The 19450-nt window shown below is 42.0% G+C and carries 13 protein-coding genes; 10 read left to right on the plus strand and 3 right to left on the minus strand.

Features of this window, described 5'->3' with window-relative positions; all coding sequences use genetic code 11:
• The coding region (locus tag H6G83_RS15180; RefSeq protein WP_190473691.1) for a transposase at positions 1-183 on the plus strand (183 nt) is incomplete at its 5' end.
• Between the two features lie 898 nt (positions 184-1081).
• Positions 1082-2455: an NAD(P)/FAD-dependent oxidoreductase gene (locus H6G83_RS15185; RefSeq protein WP_190473692.1), complete on the plus strand. Its 1374-nt coding sequence runs from the start codon at positions 1082-1084 to the stop codon at positions 2453-2455.
• 367 nt (positions 2456-2822) lie between these two features.
• Here H6G83_RS15185 and H6G83_RS15190 read toward each other — a convergent pair whose 3' ends face one another.
• Complete coding sequence (locus H6G83_RS15190) at positions 2823-4967, minus strand: amylo-alpha-1,6-glucosidase (protein WP_190473693.1); 2145 nt, start codon at positions 4965-4967, stop codon at positions 2823-2825.
• 198 nt (positions 4968-5165) lie between these two features.
• On the opposite strand from H6G83_RS15190, the gene H6G83_RS15195 reads away from it, so the two are divergent.
• From H6G83_RS15195 to H6G83_RS15215, 5 genes are all read left to right on the plus strand, one after another.
• The gene (locus H6G83_RS15195) at positions 5166-5777 is read left to right on the plus strand and encodes a peroxiredoxin (protein ID WP_190473694.1); all 612 of its coding nucleotides are present in this window, start codon (positions 5166-5168) and stop codon (positions 5775-5777) included.
• A 394-nt stretch (positions 5778-6171) separates the two neighbouring features.
• Entirely contained in the window at positions 6172-6717 is a 546-nt protein-coding gene (locus tag H6G83_RS15200) for a peroxiredoxin family protein (protein ID WP_190473695.1), read from the plus strand.
• Between the two features lie 404 nt (positions 6718-7121).
• Positions 7122-7889, plus strand: a complete 768-nt coding sequence (locus tag H6G83_RS15205) for a class I SAM-dependent methyltransferase (protein ID WP_199328450.1) — start codon at positions 7122-7124, stop codon at positions 7887-7889.
• A gap of 226 nt (positions 7890-8115) precedes the next feature.
• On the plus strand, positions 8116-8625 hold the full coding sequence (locus H6G83_RS15210) for a hypothetical protein (RefSeq protein WP_190473696.1): 510 nt from the start codon (positions 8116-8118) through the stop codon (positions 8623-8625).
• A 606-nt stretch (positions 8626-9231) separates the two neighbouring features.
• Complete coding sequence (locus H6G83_RS15215; protein ID WP_190473697.1) at positions 9232-9654, plus strand: hypothetical protein; 423 nt, start codon at positions 9232-9234, stop codon at positions 9652-9654.
• A 536-nt stretch (positions 9655-10190) separates the two neighbouring features.
• On the opposite strand, the gene H6G83_RS15220 is transcribed toward H6G83_RS15215, so the two are convergent.
• Positions 10191-11552 carry an NAD(P)/FAD-dependent oxidoreductase gene (locus tag H6G83_RS15220; RefSeq protein WP_190473698.1) on the minus strand — a complete coding sequence of 454 codons (1362 nt, stop codon included), beginning with the start codon at positions 11550-11552 and terminating at the stop codon, positions 10191-10193.
• Between the two features lie 473 nt (positions 11553-12025).
• Here H6G83_RS15220 and H6G83_RS15225 point away from each other — a divergent pair, with 473 nt between their 5' ends.
• From H6G83_RS15225 to H6G83_RS15235, 3 genes are all read left to right on the plus strand, one after another.
• Positions 12026-12775 carry a hypothetical protein gene (locus tag H6G83_RS15225; RefSeq protein WP_190473699.1) on the plus strand — a complete coding sequence of 250 codons (750 nt, stop codon included), beginning with the start codon at positions 12026-12028 and terminating at the stop codon, positions 12773-12775.
• A 558-nt stretch (positions 12776-13333) separates the two neighbouring features.
• Positions 13334-17026, plus strand: coding sequence for a chromosome segregation protein SMC (gene smc, locus H6G83_RS15230; RefSeq protein WP_190473700.1), 3693 nt, complete (start codon positions 13334-13336; stop codon positions 17024-17026).
• A gap of 58 nt (positions 17027-17084) precedes the next feature.
• Positions 17085-18065 (plus strand): PRC-barrel domain-containing protein, encoded by a 981-nt coding sequence (locus tag H6G83_RS15235; protein ID WP_190473701.1) that lies wholly within the window; start codon positions 17085-17087, stop codon positions 18063-18065.
• 152 nt (positions 18066-18217) lie between these two features.
• Here the strand turns inward: H6G83_RS15235 and H6G83_RS15240 are convergent, their stop codons facing one another.
• Positions 18218-19354, minus strand: coding sequence for an AIR synthase related protein (locus H6G83_RS15240; RefSeq protein ID WP_190473702.1), 1137 nt, complete (start codon positions 19352-19354; stop codon positions 18218-18220).
• Positions 19355-19450 lie beyond the last annotated feature (96 nt).

A 19450-nucleotide genomic window follows, 5' to 3' on the forward strand; every position in this document is an offset into this window, starting at 1 on the left:
TTGTCTATCTCTCAAATTGTTAACGCTTTGAAAGGTGTTTCCAGTCGTAGATATGGACAAGCTGGATATAAAAAACCCCACAAAGAGGCTTTATGGAGTCCTAGTTATTTTGCCGTGTCCGTAGGAGGTGCGCCTTTAGATATCTTAAAGGAGTACATCAGAAATCAACAAAAGCCGTCGTAGAACGACGGGGCTTGTATCCCATTCTTTTGGTCATTATCAATAATAGGACTTACGCAAGTGTCATATTCAAACTAACTGTAGTGGCGTGACCGGACTAATTTTGTGCATTAGCTAACAATCTAACATCTTGTTCATCTGCGTTTATCTGCGTTCATCTGCGTTCGATTTTTCCCCATCTAATGCACTATTTTAGTCCGGTCGCGCTACTATCGTGGCAAGGCTAAAATGTGGCAATAGATTTAATAATATTAACCGCCGATACACGCCGATAAACGCCGATAATAAAGAATTTAGATTTTTCGCTAATGCACAAGTTTAGTCTTGTCACGCCACTACTAGCGCGACCGGGCTAAAATATTGCATTAGATTTAGAGAAAATTGAACGCAGATGAACGCAGATGATCAGATTATATATTGTTGGCTAATGCACAAATTTAGTCCGGTTACGCTACTACTAACTGCATACAAGCTAAAAATTTGTGGAATAGGTATCTTACCTCATATGGGTAAAATGCTTATTCCACAATTATTTTTAGCTTATAAATAACATTATGGTTCTTAATATATTGTGAGTGAATACTCAAAATTTTATAAACTGATTTGTTAGTTATTAATACTCAATAAAAATAAGTTTTTCTAAAAAAAAATAAGAGCGCATTTGTCAAGTATGTTAAAGATGAAAACAAATAAAATGCTGATTATGTAAGGCTTTGAGGATTGTAAATAAATATTTTGGTAACGCATGTATTTAGTAAAAAAGGGCTGAAATCCTCAAATTTGTAACTCTGACTACTTTGATAATTTTCTGAATTGTTCTGAACAAACGGCAACTAACATCAAGATTTTGTTACTTATTTATTAAGAATAGTTACAAAGCTCTTAACACAAGGAAATATTTATGAAAGTAGCTTCACTTGAGAATATTCCACCCCATCAGGTTGTCATCATTGGTGGAGGCTTTGGTGGACTATATACAGCTAAGGGATTAGCTAACGCCCATAATGTAAATGTTACTCTGATCGATAAACGTAACTTCCATTTATTTCAACCACTTTTATATCAAGTTGCTACAGGTGCGCTATCAGCTACAGATATTTCCGCTCCATTGCGTTCTGTCCTCAGCAAGAGCAAGAATACACAAGTGTTGCTAGGCGAAGTCAAAGATATTGATTCAGCAACACAACAAGTAGTTATGGGTGATAAAACAATACCCTATGATACATTAATTGTAGCTACAGGTGCAAAGCATTCTTATTTTGGTAAGGATGACTGGCAAGAAGTAGCGCCTGGCTTGAAAACTGTAGAAGATGCAATTGAAATGCGTCGCCGGATATTCACAGCATTTGAAGCAGCAGAACAAGAAACAGACCCCGAAAAACGCCGTGCTTTGTTGACCTTTGTGATTGTCGGTGGCGGCCCCACTGGTGTAGAATTAGCAGGTGCGATCGCCGAATTAGCATACAAAACTCTACAAGAAGATTTCCGTCATATCGACACCTCAGAAACCAGAATTTTACTACTGCAAGGTGCAGACCGTATTCTTCCCGCACTTGCACCAGAGTTATCCCAAGAAGCAGAAACATCCTTAAAGCAGTTTGGTGTGGAAGTACATACCAAAACCAGGGTGACAAACATTGAAAACGATATCGTTACCCTCAAACAAGGCGATGAGTTCAAAGAAATTGCCGCCAAAACTATATTATGGGCAGCAGGTGTGCAAGCATCACCAATGGCCAAAGTTTTAGCCCAAAGAACTGGTGTAGAATGCGATCGCTCTGGACGAGTTATCGTTGAACCAGACTTAACTATTAAGGGATATGAAAATATCTTTGTTATTGGCGACTTAGCTAACTTCTCTCACCAAAACGGTCAACCCCTCCCTGGAGTAGCACCCGTAGCCAAGCAAGAAGGCGAATATGTCGCGACATTAATCAAAAAACGCCTACGCGGTAAAACTTTGCCAGCCTTCAAATATACTGATTACGGCAACCTAGCCATGATTGGACAAAATTCAGCCGTTGTAGACTTGGGCTTTCTCAAACTGACAGGCTTCTCTGCATGGGTGTTCTGGCTACTAATTCACATCTATTTCTTAATTGAGTTTGATCACAAACTATTAGTCATGATGCAGTGGGCTTGGAATTACCTTACCCGCAAACGTAGCGCTAGATTAATTACAGGTGAAGAATCTTTAGCATTGGCTAATGTTGAGGATGCTAATAGTAACAGCAATTACACACAAACTAACAATAGACAGCCAATCAATGTTTAAGTTGGCTTAAATACTTATCATATCGTTGGGGTTGGTAATGGGTAATTGGTAATTGGTAATGGTAAGCTGAAAAACACTTGGCTTGCATCTTACAATTAAATTAAACTCTTGTGAGGTGGGCATCTTGCCCGCCCTTGTGTATCTTCCTCAGATGAAATGTGTGGTAAGTCATTACATTAAATAGGTAGTTTGTAGGGGCGTACAATTAATATTTGTACGCCCCTATTTATATTAGTTATCAGAGAGTTATAACAAGATAATGCCGATGCAATGCCCACCCTACTGTTGCTATCTTTTGGAGAATTAGTATTAGGAATACCGATATAACAAATTTTTAAACCTATTCCCAATCCCCAATCCCCAATCCCTACAAATGTCGAATCACTTCAGCGACCGACCAAGCTTGTGCAACTGCGCCTCTGGCTCGGTGGGGAGGGTCGCCATCAAAGATTTCGGAAATAGAACCAAGACAAGCATCGTTAAGAAAGTGGTCTAATAAAGGTTGCCAATCAAAAGGTAGTGGTTGCTGTGGGTAAAAACGTTGCCAAGCACGGATGAAAGGCCCAATTAACCAAGTCCAAACTGTACCTTGGTGATAAGCGCGATCGCGTTTTTCGGGATTACCTTCATATTTACCGATATATTCGGGGTCGGCGGGGTCAAGGCTACGCAAACCATAGGGAGTGAGCAAGCGGTAAGTCGCCAAGTCTAATATTTGCTGTCCCTGTTGCCCGGAAAACCCGCAATGGTGTAAAGATAGGGCTAAAACTGCATTGGGGCGAATTTGGGCGTTGCGGCGATCGTCTAAATCAATAGTGTCGTACAAATAACCCAGCTGAGAATTCCAGAACTTTTGCAAAGAACTTTTCACCTGTTGCGCTTGTTGAGCATAACGCCGCCCCTGTTTTGCCAGACGCTCTGCATCACCTAAATCAAGCTGGCTCAAACGTTCAGCCCATTGACTCAGCCAACATAAAGCAGAATACCACAGAGCGTTAATTTCTACTGGTTTACCCGGACGGGGAGTTATCGGTTCTCCCCCTATGACTGCATCCATCCAAGTCAGCGCCACACCGCGAGCATCCCAACCCACTAATCCATCATTAGCATCAACCTGAATGTTATAGCGTGTACCGCCAAAATATGCCTTGTAAATTTGCTGTACAGTTGGAAACTGCTCCGCCAGAAATTCCCAATCTTGGGTAGCTTCCAAATACAGCCCTAAAGTTTCAATCCACCATAGAGCCGCATCAATACTGTTGTAATAAGGCTCACTTTCCACATCCGGGAAAGCATTAGGGATTAAACCGTGGCGACAATAACGCCCAAAGGTCTGCAATAACCCTTTTGCTAATCCAAAACGCTGTGGTACTAAGGCTAAACCCGGTAAAGCAATTAAAGTATCACGCCCCCAATCATTGAACCAGTGATAACCAGCTATCACCGTAGGGCCAGCAATGGAATCACGATAAACAACAAATTGATCCCCTGCTTTGAGTAGTTGCTGGTAGATTGGGGACTGGGGGGATGAGGGGGATGAGGGAGAAAAGGTGTATGAGAACTCTTCCCCATCTCCCCCTACTTCCCCATCTCCCCCCACTTCCTCATCTTCCCCATCTCCCCCAGTCCCCAGTCCCCACCCAAACACCTGAGCCAGCCTTTCTTGCTCTGCTTCCAGGGCTTCTGTGAAGGTGTCGCTGGTGAGGGAATCTGTTGGTTCCACAGGAAAACCCATGCTTGCTTCTAAGGTGACTGTATCTCCAGGTTGGAGTGTCACTGTTAAATAACCAGGGCTATGGAGGTCTTCGCGATCGCCTAATCCCCTTTGTGTCTCTTCTGGTAAGCCATAATGCCAGTACCAAACAGCATTTGCTTGATATTCTCCTTGTGACCACCGCAACTGCCAAGGTGTCCCAAAGCGCCCAGAAAACATTGCTTGCAAGCAAATTTGTTGATCACCCAGAACTTGAGAAAATTGTATATCTGAACTGTGTGTTTGTTGATGGTGAAAATTGCGATCGGCAATTAACAATCGCAGCCTTAATACAGCCGTCTCTCTACCTTCATAACGATATTGAATTAACAACCGATGACAAAATTGTGATTCCTGAGTGCTGAGTAAGAATTTCTTCCCCTGCTCCCCTGCTCCCCTGCTCCCCAGTCCCCAGTCCCCAGCCCCATAGGGCATAACAAGTTGCCGACTTAATTGCCAATCTCCCTCACCCCAAATCCATTTGGGAACTGGGTTAATATCAAAGGAACGTAAGAGCTTATAACCTGTTGGTGTAATCTCACCTGAACCCCAGATATTGGTTCCCAAAGCCACCACTTTACCTGATATTTCCAAGCTAGCTTCCAGGTGCGACAGCAGCAGGGTACGTTCACTAGGTGGATGTGTGGCAGCAAATAGCCAACCGTGGTAGGTTCTGGTACGGATATCCGAAACTGTACCACTGGCAAAACTGCCTAAGCCATTGGTCAGTAACCATTCTCTTGTATCTAAATCATCCATTGGCTACTCAAAATCGTTATGACTATGATATAGTCGTAACAGATCGTAATTAAACTGTGAGACAGCCCTAAAGGACTGCGTACTCCGTAGGGCTGCTCGTAGAGTCCCCGATAGGGTGAAAGCGTGGATGGGTAGTTTATTCCTAACCCAAACTCCAACACCAAGTAAAACGATATAAGTTGAAGGAGAATTAAGTTAATGTCCATCACTTACGGAATAGAAGGCAGCCTCCGCGTTGGTCAACAGGCTCCCGATTTTACAGCAACTGCTGTGGTTGATCAGGAATTTAAGACAATTAAGCTTTCCGACTATCGTGGTAAGTATGTTGTCTTATTCTTCTACCCCCTAGACTTTACCTTTGTTTGCCCCACTGAGATCACAGCATTTAGCGATCGCTACGAAGAATTTAAGAAAATTAACACCGAAATTCTCGGTGTTTCCGTTGATAGCGAATTCTCCCACCTAGCTTGGATACAAACCGATCGCAAGTCTGGTGGTGTTGGCGACCTAAATTATCCCCTAGTTTCCGATATTAAGAAAGAGGTCAGCGCCGCTTACAACGTACTAGACCCAGCAGCAGGTATTGCTTTACGTGGTCTATTCATCATCGACAAAGATGGTGTCATCCAGCACGCTACCATCAATAACCTAGCTTTTGGTCGCAGCGTTGATGAAACATTGCGTACATTACAAGCAATTCAATATGTTCAGTCTCACCCAGATGAAGTTTGCCCTGCTGGTTGGCAACCTGGCGAAAAAACCATGACTCCCGACCCTGTGAAGTCCAAAGTTTACTTCGCTGCTGTGTAGAAGTTATCAGTTATCAGTTATCAGTTAACAGTTATCAGTTAACATCACCTGATAACTGATACAGCTACTAAGCACTATCTAATCAATTCGATTATTGAGAATACTTTTAACTTCTACCCTGCTGACAAAGGTCAAAGTAGGGCATTATCCATACCACATATAAATACAGATAGACACAAATATAAAATCGGTGTTTATTTGGTTGTTTATCTGTGGCATTATTTTTGTTTTTCTTTAATTTATAATTAGTTTATGTCCTAATCTATCTGATAACTACTATAAAATTCCTACTTGATTTTTGAAACATACGTAGGGTGGGCAATGCCCACCATATCATCGTTTTGGTGGGCATTGCCCACCCTACAGTTACTATTGATAATTTAGGAATAAAAATATGCTGACATCAACAAATTTTACTGGCTTATTTAATGAAAGATTCTTTCGTAATTTCGTGCCTATTCCCGCTAGCAATGAATTAAGACTAGATGTAGGAACCCCAGATTTTCAATTACCAGATATTACCAACGGCACAGTAGTTAAGTTATCAAATTATCGAGGTAAACAGCCTGTACTGTTAGCTTTTACCCGGATTTTTACTGAAAAACAATATTGTCCTTTTTGCTTTCCTCATATTAAAGCTTTAAACGAAAACTATGAACAATTTACCAATCGCGGTATAGAAGTTTTATTAGTTACGAGTACTGACGAAAGGCAAAGTCAAATAGTTGTGAGAGATTTGGGTTTAAAAATGCCGTTGTTGAGTGACCCTAGTTGTAGAGTATTTCGTACTTATCAAGTAGGTCAAGCATTAGGCGCACCTTTACCAGCCCAGTTTGTATTAGATAAAAACGGCAGACTCACTTACAAGCATTTGTTTTCATTTCTTGATCACAATGCTAGCGTGGAGAAGTTGTTGGCAGAATTTGCTTTACATAATTAGAAGTATTACATCTAAAGATAACAAAGTTCACAAACAGACAATAGTTTAATTGAAAAATTCTTTGATTATTTGTAGGGCGCTGCACTGCCCACCTTATGATATTTCTATTTGGGAAATGATACTTTTCTTACTCCAGTGAGAGGTAAGAATAATTAAACGCAGATAAACGCAGATAAACGCAGATAAATTTTTACCTCAGCAAACTAGGAAACGCTATATATCAATCTCTACATAATCGATATAGCGAAACCTCATATATAGACGCATACTTGGTTTTGGAAATAGACGTAACCCACCATATCATGGCTTTGGCGATGCACTCCCTACCCTACATATACTGAGATTTTTCAGAAATAAAATCGGATTCCTATAGAATTGGTATTAAATGAATTATAAATAATCTTATGACCGCTAAAAACTCTTGGAATGCCAGCTTATATCAAGATAAACATAGTTTTGTATGGCAATATGGCGAAGATTTATTGCAATTACTCAATCCCCAAGCGGGAGAATTTATCTTAGATTTGGGTTGTGGTACTGGACAACTGACAGAGAAAATTGCCGAGTTTGGTGCTGAGGTGTTAGGAGTTGATAGTTCAGTCACAATGATTGAAAAGGCTAGACAGAACTATCCTCATTTGCGTTTTGAAGTAGCTGATGCGCGGAACTTGCAGGTAGAGAAACCGTTAGATGCGGTATTTTCTAATGCTGTGCTGCATTGGGTGAAAGAACCGTCAGCTGCGATCGCCTGCATACATCAAGCCCTAAAATCAGGAGGGCGTTTCGTGGCTGAGTTCGGTGGAAAAGGTAACGTACAACAAATCTTTGAAGCTTTATGTAACGCTTTAGCCGCCATTGATATTCCCCATCCCCAAACACTAAGTCCCTGGTATTTTCCTAGTATTGGTGAATACGCTAATCTACTAGAGGCACAAGGCTTTGATGTCATCTATGCAGTATTATTCGACCGTCCCACACCTCTAGCTGAAAGTGAAATCGGTATGGCAAACTGGATTAAGATGTTCGCCAGTAATTTTTTAGTAGGGTTATCTTCTGACCAACAAGTACAAGTGATACGTGAAGTAGAAAAATCTTTACAAGCAAAACTCTATCACCAAGGAACTTGGACAGCAGATTATCGACGAATACGTATAGTGGCTACTAAAATTTAATCACAGGTAGTCATAAATCAATATACTTTACTCTCTCTAATATCAAGTTCGGCTAATTACTTATAATATAATTGCTTTGGTCGGTAATGGGTAATAGGTAATTGGTAATCGGAGAAAACAATTACCAATTACCCATTACCAATGACCAACCTTGACGATATGATAAGTATTTAAGCGAACATGATATAACCCCTAGCCTCTACCCTCTAGACTCTTTATTTAAGTTATGCTTAGATACAAATTTTCCTTATTACTAACCATAACTCTCAGCATTATTCCTTTTTTTCCGATTTCCTCGTCACTCGCCCAAACATCAGCAATTCCCCAACCTTCAGAAGCACCTTTAGAATTAGATTTATTAACAAAGCCAAAGGAATTGGTCAATACAGCTAATACTATTAATTTATCAGGATTAAGTACTCCTAGCTTATGGTGGGCAAAAGATATTTCTGAAAACAAACTGTTAGATAATTGGATAGCTTATCCAGCAACTGAAAATGAATCCCGACGAGTAGATTTAATTGTAAATCAGCAAATTTGGAGCTTGTTAGACTACTTAGAACGTTATAACTTTATCAATCGCCTGGGTAGTACTGCTAGAAGGGATGGTTATAACGTCAGAGTGTTTAACTATCAAAAAGAGTTACTAGGAACCTATACCTGTAGCTTTAATTATAGTCCTGCTAACTGTAATATCCAGTTAAATACTCAATATAAGTTACGCCGCTATCAATAGCAAATTATTAGACAATAAAAGTTACAGCAGTTTCGCTATTCGTGAAATACTGTAGAGACGTTATATGTAACGCCTCTACATGGTTTTGGGTTTTACGCTTGTACCTCATTTACCCAAAATATGCTGTATATCAAATTGAAAAAAGAATGCCACAGATAATCGATATGTTGCAAACATTTTCTGCATCCGTATCAGATTACGTGATACTCGGCTGATTTTTCTAACCTCTCTTCTACAAAAAGAGAGGTTTCATTTCTAACTCCCCTTCTCTACTAGGGCTTATTCCGCTAAATTGCAGACATAAACGCAGTTGTTATGTCTAAAAAGTTAGTTGGAAATACTTGATTTATATTATTTCTTCATCAACAATAGAATCAGCCTCTAGAAAATAGTAGGCCATCTTGGTAATAACCTAACCTTATCCAATGTCCTTAGTCCGCGCAAGCGGACTTTATTTATTAAGCTGGTGCTTATCAGTTGTTAATTGTTCTGAACAAATAAAGTTATCAAATACAGGGTAAAAAAATAGGTGATAGATGCTTTTAGCAATTACCTATGTCTACATCTATCGCTACATTGTATTTGGCAGAATAGGTGATATTCACAATGAGTAATATAGGTAAAAAAAGACTAGAAACAGTATTAGCGATCGCCACATATTCCATTGGTAGCGGTACAGCTACAGCCGCGCCAACTCCAGGGGGAGAAATATCCAAGCAAATAGTATTAACTGCTTCTGATGGTTTGATGTATACGAGTATTTGGAAGATTTATTTTGAAGAAGATTTATTAAATAAAGAAATGTTAGAAATATTAGCAGAAATAGGTTTAATTACAGCCAGTGCAGCCGGAACAACTTATGTAGTTAGCAAAGTTAGTACAGCAATTATCAAAGAGATGACAAATTGGACTGGGCCTTTGGGATGGGGAGTGACAGCTGCGATCGCTCTTTCCCTAAGTGGTTTATTTGGTGTAGCCTGGGCGTTATACTGTGATCATCTGTATTGCCAAAGAGAAAAATTAGCCTAAGCAGGCATATTTAAGCTGTATGTAGTAATTGCGATCGCACTAGAGTTACTCATAAAATTGATATGAGGTTACATACCAGAATCAATCATGAATATCCAACTTCAACCGGAAATAGAAAAATAGAAATATTGATGCGGGAGAGCGTTTTGTTGATGAATTTGAAAAGAAATGCAAATATTTAGCTAATTTCCCCAATATGGGACGTAGCTACAGCAACATTAAACCAGAATTGCGATGCAATATTTTAGTCTAGACACGCTACTACGCCAACGCCAACGCCTTTTAGCAAAGGGAGGTTGGGAGGGAGAGGTTCATCGAACTCACGTTAAAAATAATTGTGGAATAAGCATTTTACCCATATGAGGTACGATACCTATTCCACAAGTTTTTAGCTTGTATGCAGTTAGTAGGGTGCGTCAGTATGAGTATTTTTTTGGTATGGCTAGGGTTTCTCTCACTGACGCACCCTACATTTTGGATATTTTTGATAAAGGCTAGAGATGAGAAAAATTTCCCTGTACCCTGTCCCTTATTCCCTAAGCATTTACTGGTAGCCTGTTTTCTGTCGGCTGGTAATGACCGTTATTGTTAACAGTATTCACTACGGGAGAAACATCTCTACCTGTAATCAATCGAGCGCCACGATTACGGGTAACATAATTCCATGCCCACTGAATCATGACGACTAACTTATTGTTAAACTCGATGAGGAAGTAGATATGAATTACTAGCCAGAACAACCAAGCAAAGAAGCCTTTCAACTTCATGAAACCTAAGTCAACAACGGCTGCATTTTGCCCAATCATGGCTAAACTACCATAATCGTTGTATTTAAATGCTGGCAGAGTTTGACCTTGTAGACGTTTCTGCACTAATTTGGCGACGTATTCGCCTTCTTGTTTGGCGACTGGTGCGACACCGGGGAGGGGTTTACCGTTTTGGTGAGAGAAGTTGGCTAAGTCTCCCACGACGAAAATATTGTTATGTCCCTTAATACTCAAGTCTGATTCAACGATAACTCGTCCTGCGCGATCGCATTCTACCCCAGTTTTTTCAGCTAAGACCTTACCCATTGCCGAGGCTTTGACACCTGCTGCCCATAATACAGTCTTTGAAGCAATTTCTTTGACTTCATCGCCTTGTTTGATGCTAACGATATCATTCTCAATATTCGTGACGAAGGTTTTTGTTTGGACTTTCACACCCAACTGTTTCAAAGATGCTTCGGCTTCTTGGGATAATTCTGGCGCAAAGGGTGGGAGGACTCGTTCTAAACCTTCGAGGAGGATGACTTGCGCTTCTGTGGTGTCGATGTTGCGGAAATCTTCTTTGAGGGTTTTGTAGGCTAATTCGGCGATCGCACCAGCTAATTCTACCCCAGTAGGGCCGCCACCCACAATCACAAAAGTTAACCAAGCACGGCGTTTTTCGGGGTCTGTTTCTTTTTCTGCTGCTTCAAACGCCGAAAAGATGCGGCGACGCATTTCAATTGCATCTTCTACAGTTTTCAACCCAGGCGCAAACTCTTCCCAGTTATCCTTACCAAAATAGGAATGCTTTGCACCTGTGGCGACAATTAAGGTATCGTAGGGGATTTTTTCATCTCCCATCACCACTTGTTGGCTTGCTGGGTCAATATCGCTCACTTCTCCCAGCAAAACCTTTGTATTCTTGCTCTTACTCAATACTGCACGCAGAGGCGAGGAAATATCCGATGGTGACAGCGTACCTGTAGCAACTTGGTAAAGTAGTGGTTGAAATAGGTGAAAATTCCGTTTATCAATCAGAGTCACATCTACTTTAGCTTTCGCCAGTGACTTTGCTGCATACAAGCCACCAAAACCGCCGCCGATAATTACGACCTTGTGGGGTGGGGTGTTCTCAAGTGCTTCAACCATAAGAATTATTTCCTTGCGTTACGGGTGCTGTAACTATTCTTAACAAATTTGTATCAAAAATGTCACAATTATTTCTGTTTATTTTGAACATATAAAAAATTGATTAAAGTTGACGAAAATACAGATATAAAGTATTATATGCTACTTAAGGCTACATAGATGAATTGCAAATACTTTTCCATCAATGTAGATGGCAAGGTAAATTAGGATCATTGTTTCGTAAAATTCATATATGTATATTCATCAGAAACTTGGCAAATTATTCAATTATATGAAATTAATAAAAATATACTCTTTTATAAGTATTAACTCAGCCTTGGAAATACATATAAACAATAAATACGGCTATTTTCATATAATACTCATATTCTTTATTTACCTTATAAAATGTATCCCTAATCAGAAAATCAATAATTTAGACTCGGTTCTATACAGTCAATATCTACGATATGAACAAATTCGGGAGGGTCGTTATGAAATTTAAGATAGGAATTTATTTATTTTGTTTAATTTCTTGTTTACCTATTACTATAGATAAAGCTCTTTCAGAGGAAGCAAACACAGATATTTGCATAAAATTGCCTAGAAGCATTTTATGTGAACTCAAACAATCGCAGGAACGTAGCCGCCTAGAGCTTGAAAGAAGACAGCAGGAAATCCAAGAGTCGCAAAAGCAAAAACAAGAAGAAGAAATGAAAAAATTTCTTCTAAGCTTTAAAGATAAATACGGCTACAACCCCCTACTTTATACCATTAAATCTAATATATTCGGAAATACGTTGACCATATTTAGTAGTGGTGGATGGGTGCGGATGACAGTTGATAGTGAATCAGGAGATGTTTACGTTCTTTATACAGAAGCTAATAGAAACTTTTGGACAGGAGGAACAAACTGGTTTGATAAAAAAACTCTCAACCTAACTTTTACTCTTGATCAAAAAGCCTGTGAAAAGTTTTCTCCTGAAAAAATGTGTACATTTTCCGGTACTGATAAAGTCAATCTAGGTAACTTCTCAAAGGATCACGAATTGGTTAAGTATGGAACATGGATGATAACCTATTTAACAGAAGACGAGAAAAAGACACTGGAATTTAGGATACCTCTAAATAAAAAGCCAGAAAGAAGTAATGATGAATTTGAACCTCAGCAATTTAGAAAAGTATATTGCAATCAATTTCCTACGAGTTTAAGCTGTTTATATTTAGAATCAGCTTCTAAATAAGTTGAATTAGTTAAAAGCTTACTTGTGGAAGATAAATAAATTAAAAAAATAGAGAATAATTAAATTCATCATCACTGATATTTGATTATTCTCTATATTCCTGTAATTTCAACCATTATCCTAGTAATTGCTTAAATGTTTAGTAGGCATCGGTGGGATACAACAATATTGCCAAGACTACAAGCATTGGCAGAAAACCACCTTTCACATTCATTTCTGCTTCCGATACTTCTCGAATATTTATTGTATGTTTCATCATTGACGCTAATTAAGAACATAAATAGTTTAATTTTGGTCTGCTTGTCTGTTCATTTCCAACGAGAAACTTGTTTATAAGGTGCATCCACTAAATTTTTTCAGTTATCTGTTGATTACTTCCATTATCTACTGTACATTTGTACTATTAGCAGATAACCATATCAACAAATGCTCTTAGATACTTTGTGGTAAGGGTTCATACTCTAACTGACACATTCTGAAAATATTCGTGCTAACCTGTTGCTAAATTTTGATAAATTGATACACTTGTTCTTCATTAACTGAGTTAACTAGCACTGCATGGTGCATATCAAGCGCGTAGAACTTACCAACTTCAAATCCTTCGGCGGTACTACAGCAGTCCCGTTATTGCCGGGGTTCACTGTCATATCTGGGCCTAATGGTTCGGGGAAGTCTAATATTTTGGATGCGCTGCTGTTTTGTTTGGGGTTGGCTAGTTCTAAGGGGATGCGTGCCGATCGCCTGCCCGATTTGGTTAATAATAATCAAACGGCGAAAAGTCGTTCGGCGGTGGAAGCTATTGTGACTGTGACGTTTGATTTGTCGGAGGAAGTTTCACGCAAAGGCGCAAAAACGCAAAGGGAGGAAGGAGAGGAAGATTCCCAGTCCCCAGTCCCCAGTACCCCTCCGGGTATGCCTTCGGCACGCCAAGGGCGAACGCAGTCGCCTACGGAGGGAAACCCTCCTGCAGCGCTGTCTCACCAGTCCCCGACCGAATGGAGTGTAACTCGCAAGTTGCGGGTGACGCATCAGGGGAGTTATACGTCGAATTACTATATCAATGGGATTTCGGCGACGCAGACGGAATTACATGAGGAGTTGGAGAAGTTAAGAATTTACCCTGAAGGTTATAATGTGGTGTTACAGGGGGATGTCACCAGTATTATTTCCATGAAGGGGAAGGAACGGCGGGAAATTATTGATGAGTTGGCGGGTGTGGCGGCTTTTGACCGCAAGATTCATCAAGCTAAGGGAACTCTGGATGAGGTTAAGGAAAAGGAAGATAGTTGTCGGATTATTGAGAATGAGTTAACTTTACAACGCGATCGCCTCTCCCAAGACCGGGCGAAGGCGGAAAAGTATCAGAAGTTACGCACGGAGTATTTAGAAAAGCAATCTTGGGAAGCGGTGTTGTCTTGGCGTTCTCTGCAAGCGCAGCAGGAGAAGTTAGCCACCCAAATTCAAGCAGGCGATCGCAATTATGCGGAACTCACAACCCAGCTTACCAGTTTAAATACTGAAATTGCTGAGAAAACTGCCCAGTTGGAAGAACTCAACGCCCATGTGAAAGCGATGGGGGAGGAGGAACTGTTGGCGGTACAGTCTACTTTGGCGACGCAGGAGGCGGAACGGAAGCAACTGCAGCGTCAGCAAAGCGAGTTAGAAGCGGCTGTTCAAGCCACTGCTAGGCGGTTGGCGCAGACTGGGGAAGATATTCACAAGCATCAGCAGGCGTTGGGGGAAATTGCCCAAGCTCAGGAGTTAGAGCGCCAATCTATCGTATACTGTCAGCAGCAACGGGATGAAGCCCAACAAGCTTTGGAAAATTCCCGCGAAGCCGCCGCCGAAATCGCCTCAGCTTCGGAAGCTTGGGTACAGCAGCAAACAGCTTTGAACCGTCAAATTGAAACTGTATTGCAAACCCTGGAACCGCAACGGACGGAACAGGCGCAGTTAAGGGAAAGGAATAATCAACTGCAGCAGTTAATTGAGGAGCAAACGCAGTTAATCGCCAGTTTAGAACCACAATTAGCACAAAAGCAGGCTGATTGTACTGGTTTAGAAACACAATTTAATACATCTAGCGAACCCATCCAAGAGTTAGCGCAAAATCTCGCAGCCACAGAACAGGAATTACAAATTCAGCAAGACACCCAAAAGCGGCTTCTGCAAGAACAACGAGATAAGCAACGTCAACTAGATAAAATTGACGCACAAGCACAAGCGCAGCAAGAGGTACAGGGAACTCAAGCCAGTAAGGTAATTATCCAGTCGGGTTTGCCTGGGGTGTGCGGCTTGGTGGTACATTTGGGAAGGGTGGAACCCCGGTTTCAGTTGGCGTTGGAAATTGCGGCTGGGGCGCGGTTGGGACATATTGTGGTGGAGGATGATGGAGTCGCCGCCGCCGGAATTGAATTGTTGAAACAAAAGCGGGCGGGGAGAGCGACGTTTTTACCGTTAAATAAGATTCAGGCTCCTAAATTTACCCAAGATGCCACATTGCGTTTAGCTAGTGGTTATATTAACTATGCTGTAAATTTGGTCGATTGCGATCGCCGTTACAAAGATATCTTCAATTACGTTTTCGGGAATACGGTAGTTTTCGCCAATTTGGAAACGGCGCGGAAAAATCTCGGCTTATATCGCATCGTTACCTTGGATGGGGAATTACTAGAAACCAGTGGCGCTATGACTGGGGGTAGTAGTAACCAGCGTTCAGCGTTGCGGTTCGGGAATACGGAAACCGCCGAGTCAGAGGAAGCGGTTGCATTGAAGCAGCGTTTGGCGGATATAGATCGGATTTTAGACCGTTGTGGTGATGCGATCGCTAATTTAACCATCAAAAGCAAACAACTGTCGCAAGAACTAACAGAAGCGCGTCAAGCAAGGCGGGAACAGCAGTTACAGTTGGAACAGTTGCAGAAGGATATTAAGAGTTTAACAAGTCAGTTAGAAGCGACGCGATCGCAACTCACCCACAACACCGAAAAATTTACCACCGCCCAGTCACGCCTAGAAGTTTTGGATAAAGAATTACCAGGACAAGAAACTCAATTACAACAACTACGTCAAACCCTAGCCGAGTTAGAAGCCTCCCAAACTCCCAGTGAATGGCAACAAATTCAGGCGACAATTAAAACCCAAGAACAACAACTCCAACAACGGGAAACCGCCTTAAGGGAAGCCGAACAACGCCTGAAAAATCTAGAAAATCAACAACAACGCCTCCAAGAACGCATCCAAGAAGGCGAACAACGCATTACCCAATATCAACAAGAACAACAAACCCAACAAAATCAATTATCTTCCCTCAGCAGTCAGCATTCAGCACTGGCGACGCAAATCTCGGAAACTCGTACTAAACTAACCGAACTGGAAAAACATTTGGGTGAGGAGAAACAAAAACGCGACGCTATTGAACAGGAATTGCGATCGCACCTGCTACGTCAGCAACAATTAGAATGGGAAATTCAAAAGTTAGAAGAATCCCAACTCAAGCGCCGAGAAGATTTAACAGTTTTGCAAACTCAGTTACAAGAATTAGTACCTGAGTTACCTAACCCATTACCGGAAGTACCAGATAAGGTAGACTTGGAAGAATTGCAGAAAGAATTGCGATCGCTTGCCAAACGTCTCCAAGCAATGGAACCTGTGAATATGCTGGCGTTGGAAGAATACGAACGCACGCAAAAGCGCCTAGAAGAATTATCGCAAAAATTGGAGACATTAGAAGGAGAACGCACCGAATTATTGTTAAGAATTGAAAACTTCACCACCTTGCGGCAAATAGCCTTTAAAGAAGCCTTTGACGCAGTAAACGAAAACTTTCAATCAATCTTCGCCACCCTGTCCGACGGCGACGGCTACCTGCAACTAGATGATCCCGAAGACCCCTTTAATAGCGGCTTAAATTTAGTCGCCCACCCCAAAGGAAAACCAGTACAAAGACTCGCCTCCATGTCTGGGGGTGAAAAATCCCTCACCGCCTTAAGTTTCATTTTTGCCCTACAACGCTATCGCCCCTCACCCTTTTACGCCTTTGATGAAGTAGATATGTTTCTTGATGGAGCAAACGTTGAAAGATTGTCAAGAATGATTAAGCAACAAGCCCAGCAAGCCCAATTTATAGTTGTTAGTTTGCGTCGTCCGATGATAGAATCAGCCGAACGCACAATAGGCGTTACTCAAGCACGAGGAGCTTATACCCAAGTTTTGGGAATTAAGTTATCATCCTCGAATACATCTGCTTGAGTTTTTGTTAATAATAGTGTATAGATAAACCGGATTCGAGATCAGGACTCCGTATAGAATGACCTCTGAACAGATAATTAGACGTTCCGACATATTAAATACCCAGGTGATCACCCGCGACAATGGCAAACGGTTAGGCATCGTGAGTCAAATCTGGGTGGACATTGATCAAAGAGAGGTTGTGGCTCTTGGTTTGCGAGACAGCCTGATCTCCATCTCTGGTCTGCCCCGCTATATGTACCTTAGCAGCATCCACCAATATGGCGATGTGATCCTGGTTGATAACGAAGATGTCATCGAAGATATCGAAGTCGAAGCCTTCAGTAACCTGATGAACTGGGAAGTCATCACCGAAACAGGTGAAGTTTTAGGTAGAGTCCGGGGGTTTAAGTTTGAGGCGGAATCAGGTAAACTGACAGCTATAGTTATAGCCTCCTTGGGACTACCCCAAATTCCCGACCAGTTTTTAAGCACCTACGAAATATCCATAGAAGAAGTAGTCAGCACAGGCCCCAACAGATTAATTGTCTTTGAAGGAGCCGAAGAACGGGTAAATCAGTTAACAGTGGGTGTATTGGAACGTCTGGGTATCGGTAAAGCACCTTGGGAAAGGGACGCAGATGAAGAATATGGTTATTCTGCACCCCGCGCCGTTGCACCTTCAAATCAACTACCCAGTGGTGTACCCTTACAACCACCCAAGCCCAAAGTCCGTACCCCTGAACCCGTAGCTGAGGAAGAATGGACTGAAGACTACATCGAAGAAGAAAGACCACAGCGCCAAGTCATGAAAGCGCGTCAATACGAATCTATACAATACGAAGAAGACGAAGAAGACAACTGGAGCGAAGCCACAGGTAAAGACAGGTATCAACAGCCTCCCGCCCAACCCTATAAAGCCCCGTCCTACAGCAACGACTACGACGACTACGATGATGATGTAGAAAGTGATGCTTGGGACGACGCACCACCGCAACCTGTGAATATTCCTAAAAAGGTCAAAGAAAGACAGCCAGAATACGAGGAAGAAGGATATTGATCAGTGGTAATTGGTAATTGGTAATTGGTAATTGGCCCTCTCCTTATTTGTAGGGGAGGGTTAATTTAATTCTAAATTTTCTTGTGGGATGGGCATCTTGCCCGTCCTGGTCTTTGGGCGGGCAGGATGCCCACCCCACAAGATGTATGATTTTATGTACCTTTGGCGATACCAAAAGCTTCGCCTTTGAAGGTAATACCAAATGGTGCTACCACAACTTCACGGGTGGGGGATGCTTCAACTTTACCAGCGATCGCAGCAGTCAATCCCTTTTCTTTCGCCAACTGCACAATTCTCTCGCCATCCTCCTCAGTTTCTGTATAAAATGCAAACCCTGCACCGTAGTTAAATACAGACAGCATCATTTCCTTTCCCCCTTCCAGATGGTTTTCTACAAATTGAAAGATTTCTGGCACAGGTAACAATTTTTCAATCACATACCGTAATGGTTTAGCAGACCGCATCAATTTCTGCCAACCATGACCAGTAATATTTTCCATCGCCGTGGGACGAATACCCTCACGTAAAACAGCCTGCACCAGTGGCGTGTAGAGGTGTGATGCAGCATTCATTGCTTCCCACAACTCCTGACCACTGGGTAACTTTGTTCTATACCCATCAGGAAGCGACTCGGCTAATTTCCGCACCGGGGTAAAGCCGTTTTCATGCAGTCCAGTACTTTCCACCAAAACGATCGCATTCCCCGCCGCCAGTCTTGTACCATCAATAGGAGGCACACCAGGAGGCATGACACCAAATACAGAACCCGCAATATCCAACCGTCCCGGAATCATTTTAGTTTTGAGTTGGGGCGTTTCCCCGGAAATGTAAACGCATCCGATACGCCTGCATCCCTCAACTACGCCATCGAGAAACCCATCAAGAAAGGCGGGCGTAAATACGGTTTCTGGGGTGCTTGAGGGCAGATATAGCCCCAGAAGTACAGTTTGCATCCCCGAAGAGGCGGCATCGTTTGTTAAACAGGAGAGTATTTTGATACCAATATTCCACCAAAAGCGCCGCAATTCTTCTTGGGAAAGGTCATCAGGACGAGCATCATCAGCCGTACCCAGCCCTTCAGGGACAAGACTAATAAAAAGTTCAGGGTTTCCCGTCTGTAGGTAGGGAGCGAGGTTGAAACTAAAGGCGTTAGCACTCCCCCCCAGCCCAGCAGCCGGGACACCACCGTAAGATGGGGCAAATTGTAATGTACGTTTTGCCGCCTCAATAAAGCGTCGCTTGGCAGCATCGAGAGTATCATAATCGACTTGATCAACGGCTTGAGTCATTTAGGTAGTGTTCCTTGTTTGGGGACTGGGGACTGGGGACTGGGGACTGGGGGGAGATGGGGGAGATGGGGGAGATGAGGGAGTAGGGGGAGATAA

The organism is Anabaena azotica FACHB-119 (assembly GCF_014697625.1).
GTDB classification, from domain to species: domain Bacteria; phylum Cyanobacteriota; class Cyanobacteriia; order Cyanobacteriales; family Nostocaceae; genus Trichormus; species Trichormus azoticus_A.

Coding starts and splice junctions, on each gene's coding strand:
- H6G83_RS15185 (WP_190473692.1), top strand. CDS start 1,082: ATGAAAGTAGCTTCACTTGAGAATATTCCACCCCATCAGGTTGTCATC.
- H6G83_RS15190 (WP_190473693.1), bottom strand. CDS start 4,967: ATGGATGATTTAGATACAAGAGAATGGTTACTGACCAATGGCTTAGGC.
- H6G83_RS15195 (WP_190473694.1), top strand. CDS start 5,166: ATGTCCATCACTTACGGAATAGAAGGCAGCCTCCGCGTTGGTCAACAG.
- H6G83_RS15200 (WP_190473695.1), top strand. CDS start 6,172: ATGCTGACATCAACAAATTTTACTGGCTTATTTAATGAAAGATTCTTT.
- H6G83_RS15205 (WP_199328450.1), top strand. CDS start 7,122: ATGACCGCTAAAAACTCTTGGAATGCCAGCTTATATCAAGATAAACAT.
- H6G83_RS15210 (WP_190473696.1), top strand. CDS start 8,116: ATGCTTAGATACAAATTTTCCTTATTACTAACCATAACTCTCAGCATT.
- H6G83_RS15215 (WP_190473697.1), top strand. CDS start 9,232: ATGAGTAATATAGGTAAAAAAAGACTAGAAACAGTATTAGCGATCGCC.
- H6G83_RS15220 (WP_190473698.1), bottom strand. CDS start 11,552: ATGGTTGAAGCACTTGAGAACACCCCACCCCACAAGGTCGTAATTATC.
- H6G83_RS15225 (WP_190473699.1), top strand. CDS start 12,026: ATGAAATTTAAGATAGGAATTTATTTATTTTGTTTAATTTCTTGTTTA.
- smc (WP_190473700.1), top strand. CDS start 13,334: ATGGTGCATATCAAGCGCGTAGAACTTACCAACTTCAAATCCTTCGGC.
- H6G83_RS15235 (WP_190473701.1), top strand. CDS start 17,085: ATGACCTCTGAACAGATAATTAGACGTTCCGACATATTAAATACCCAG.
- H6G83_RS15240 (WP_190473702.1), bottom strand. CDS start 19,354: ATGACTCAAGCCGTTGATCAAGTCGATTATGATACTCTCGATGCTGCC.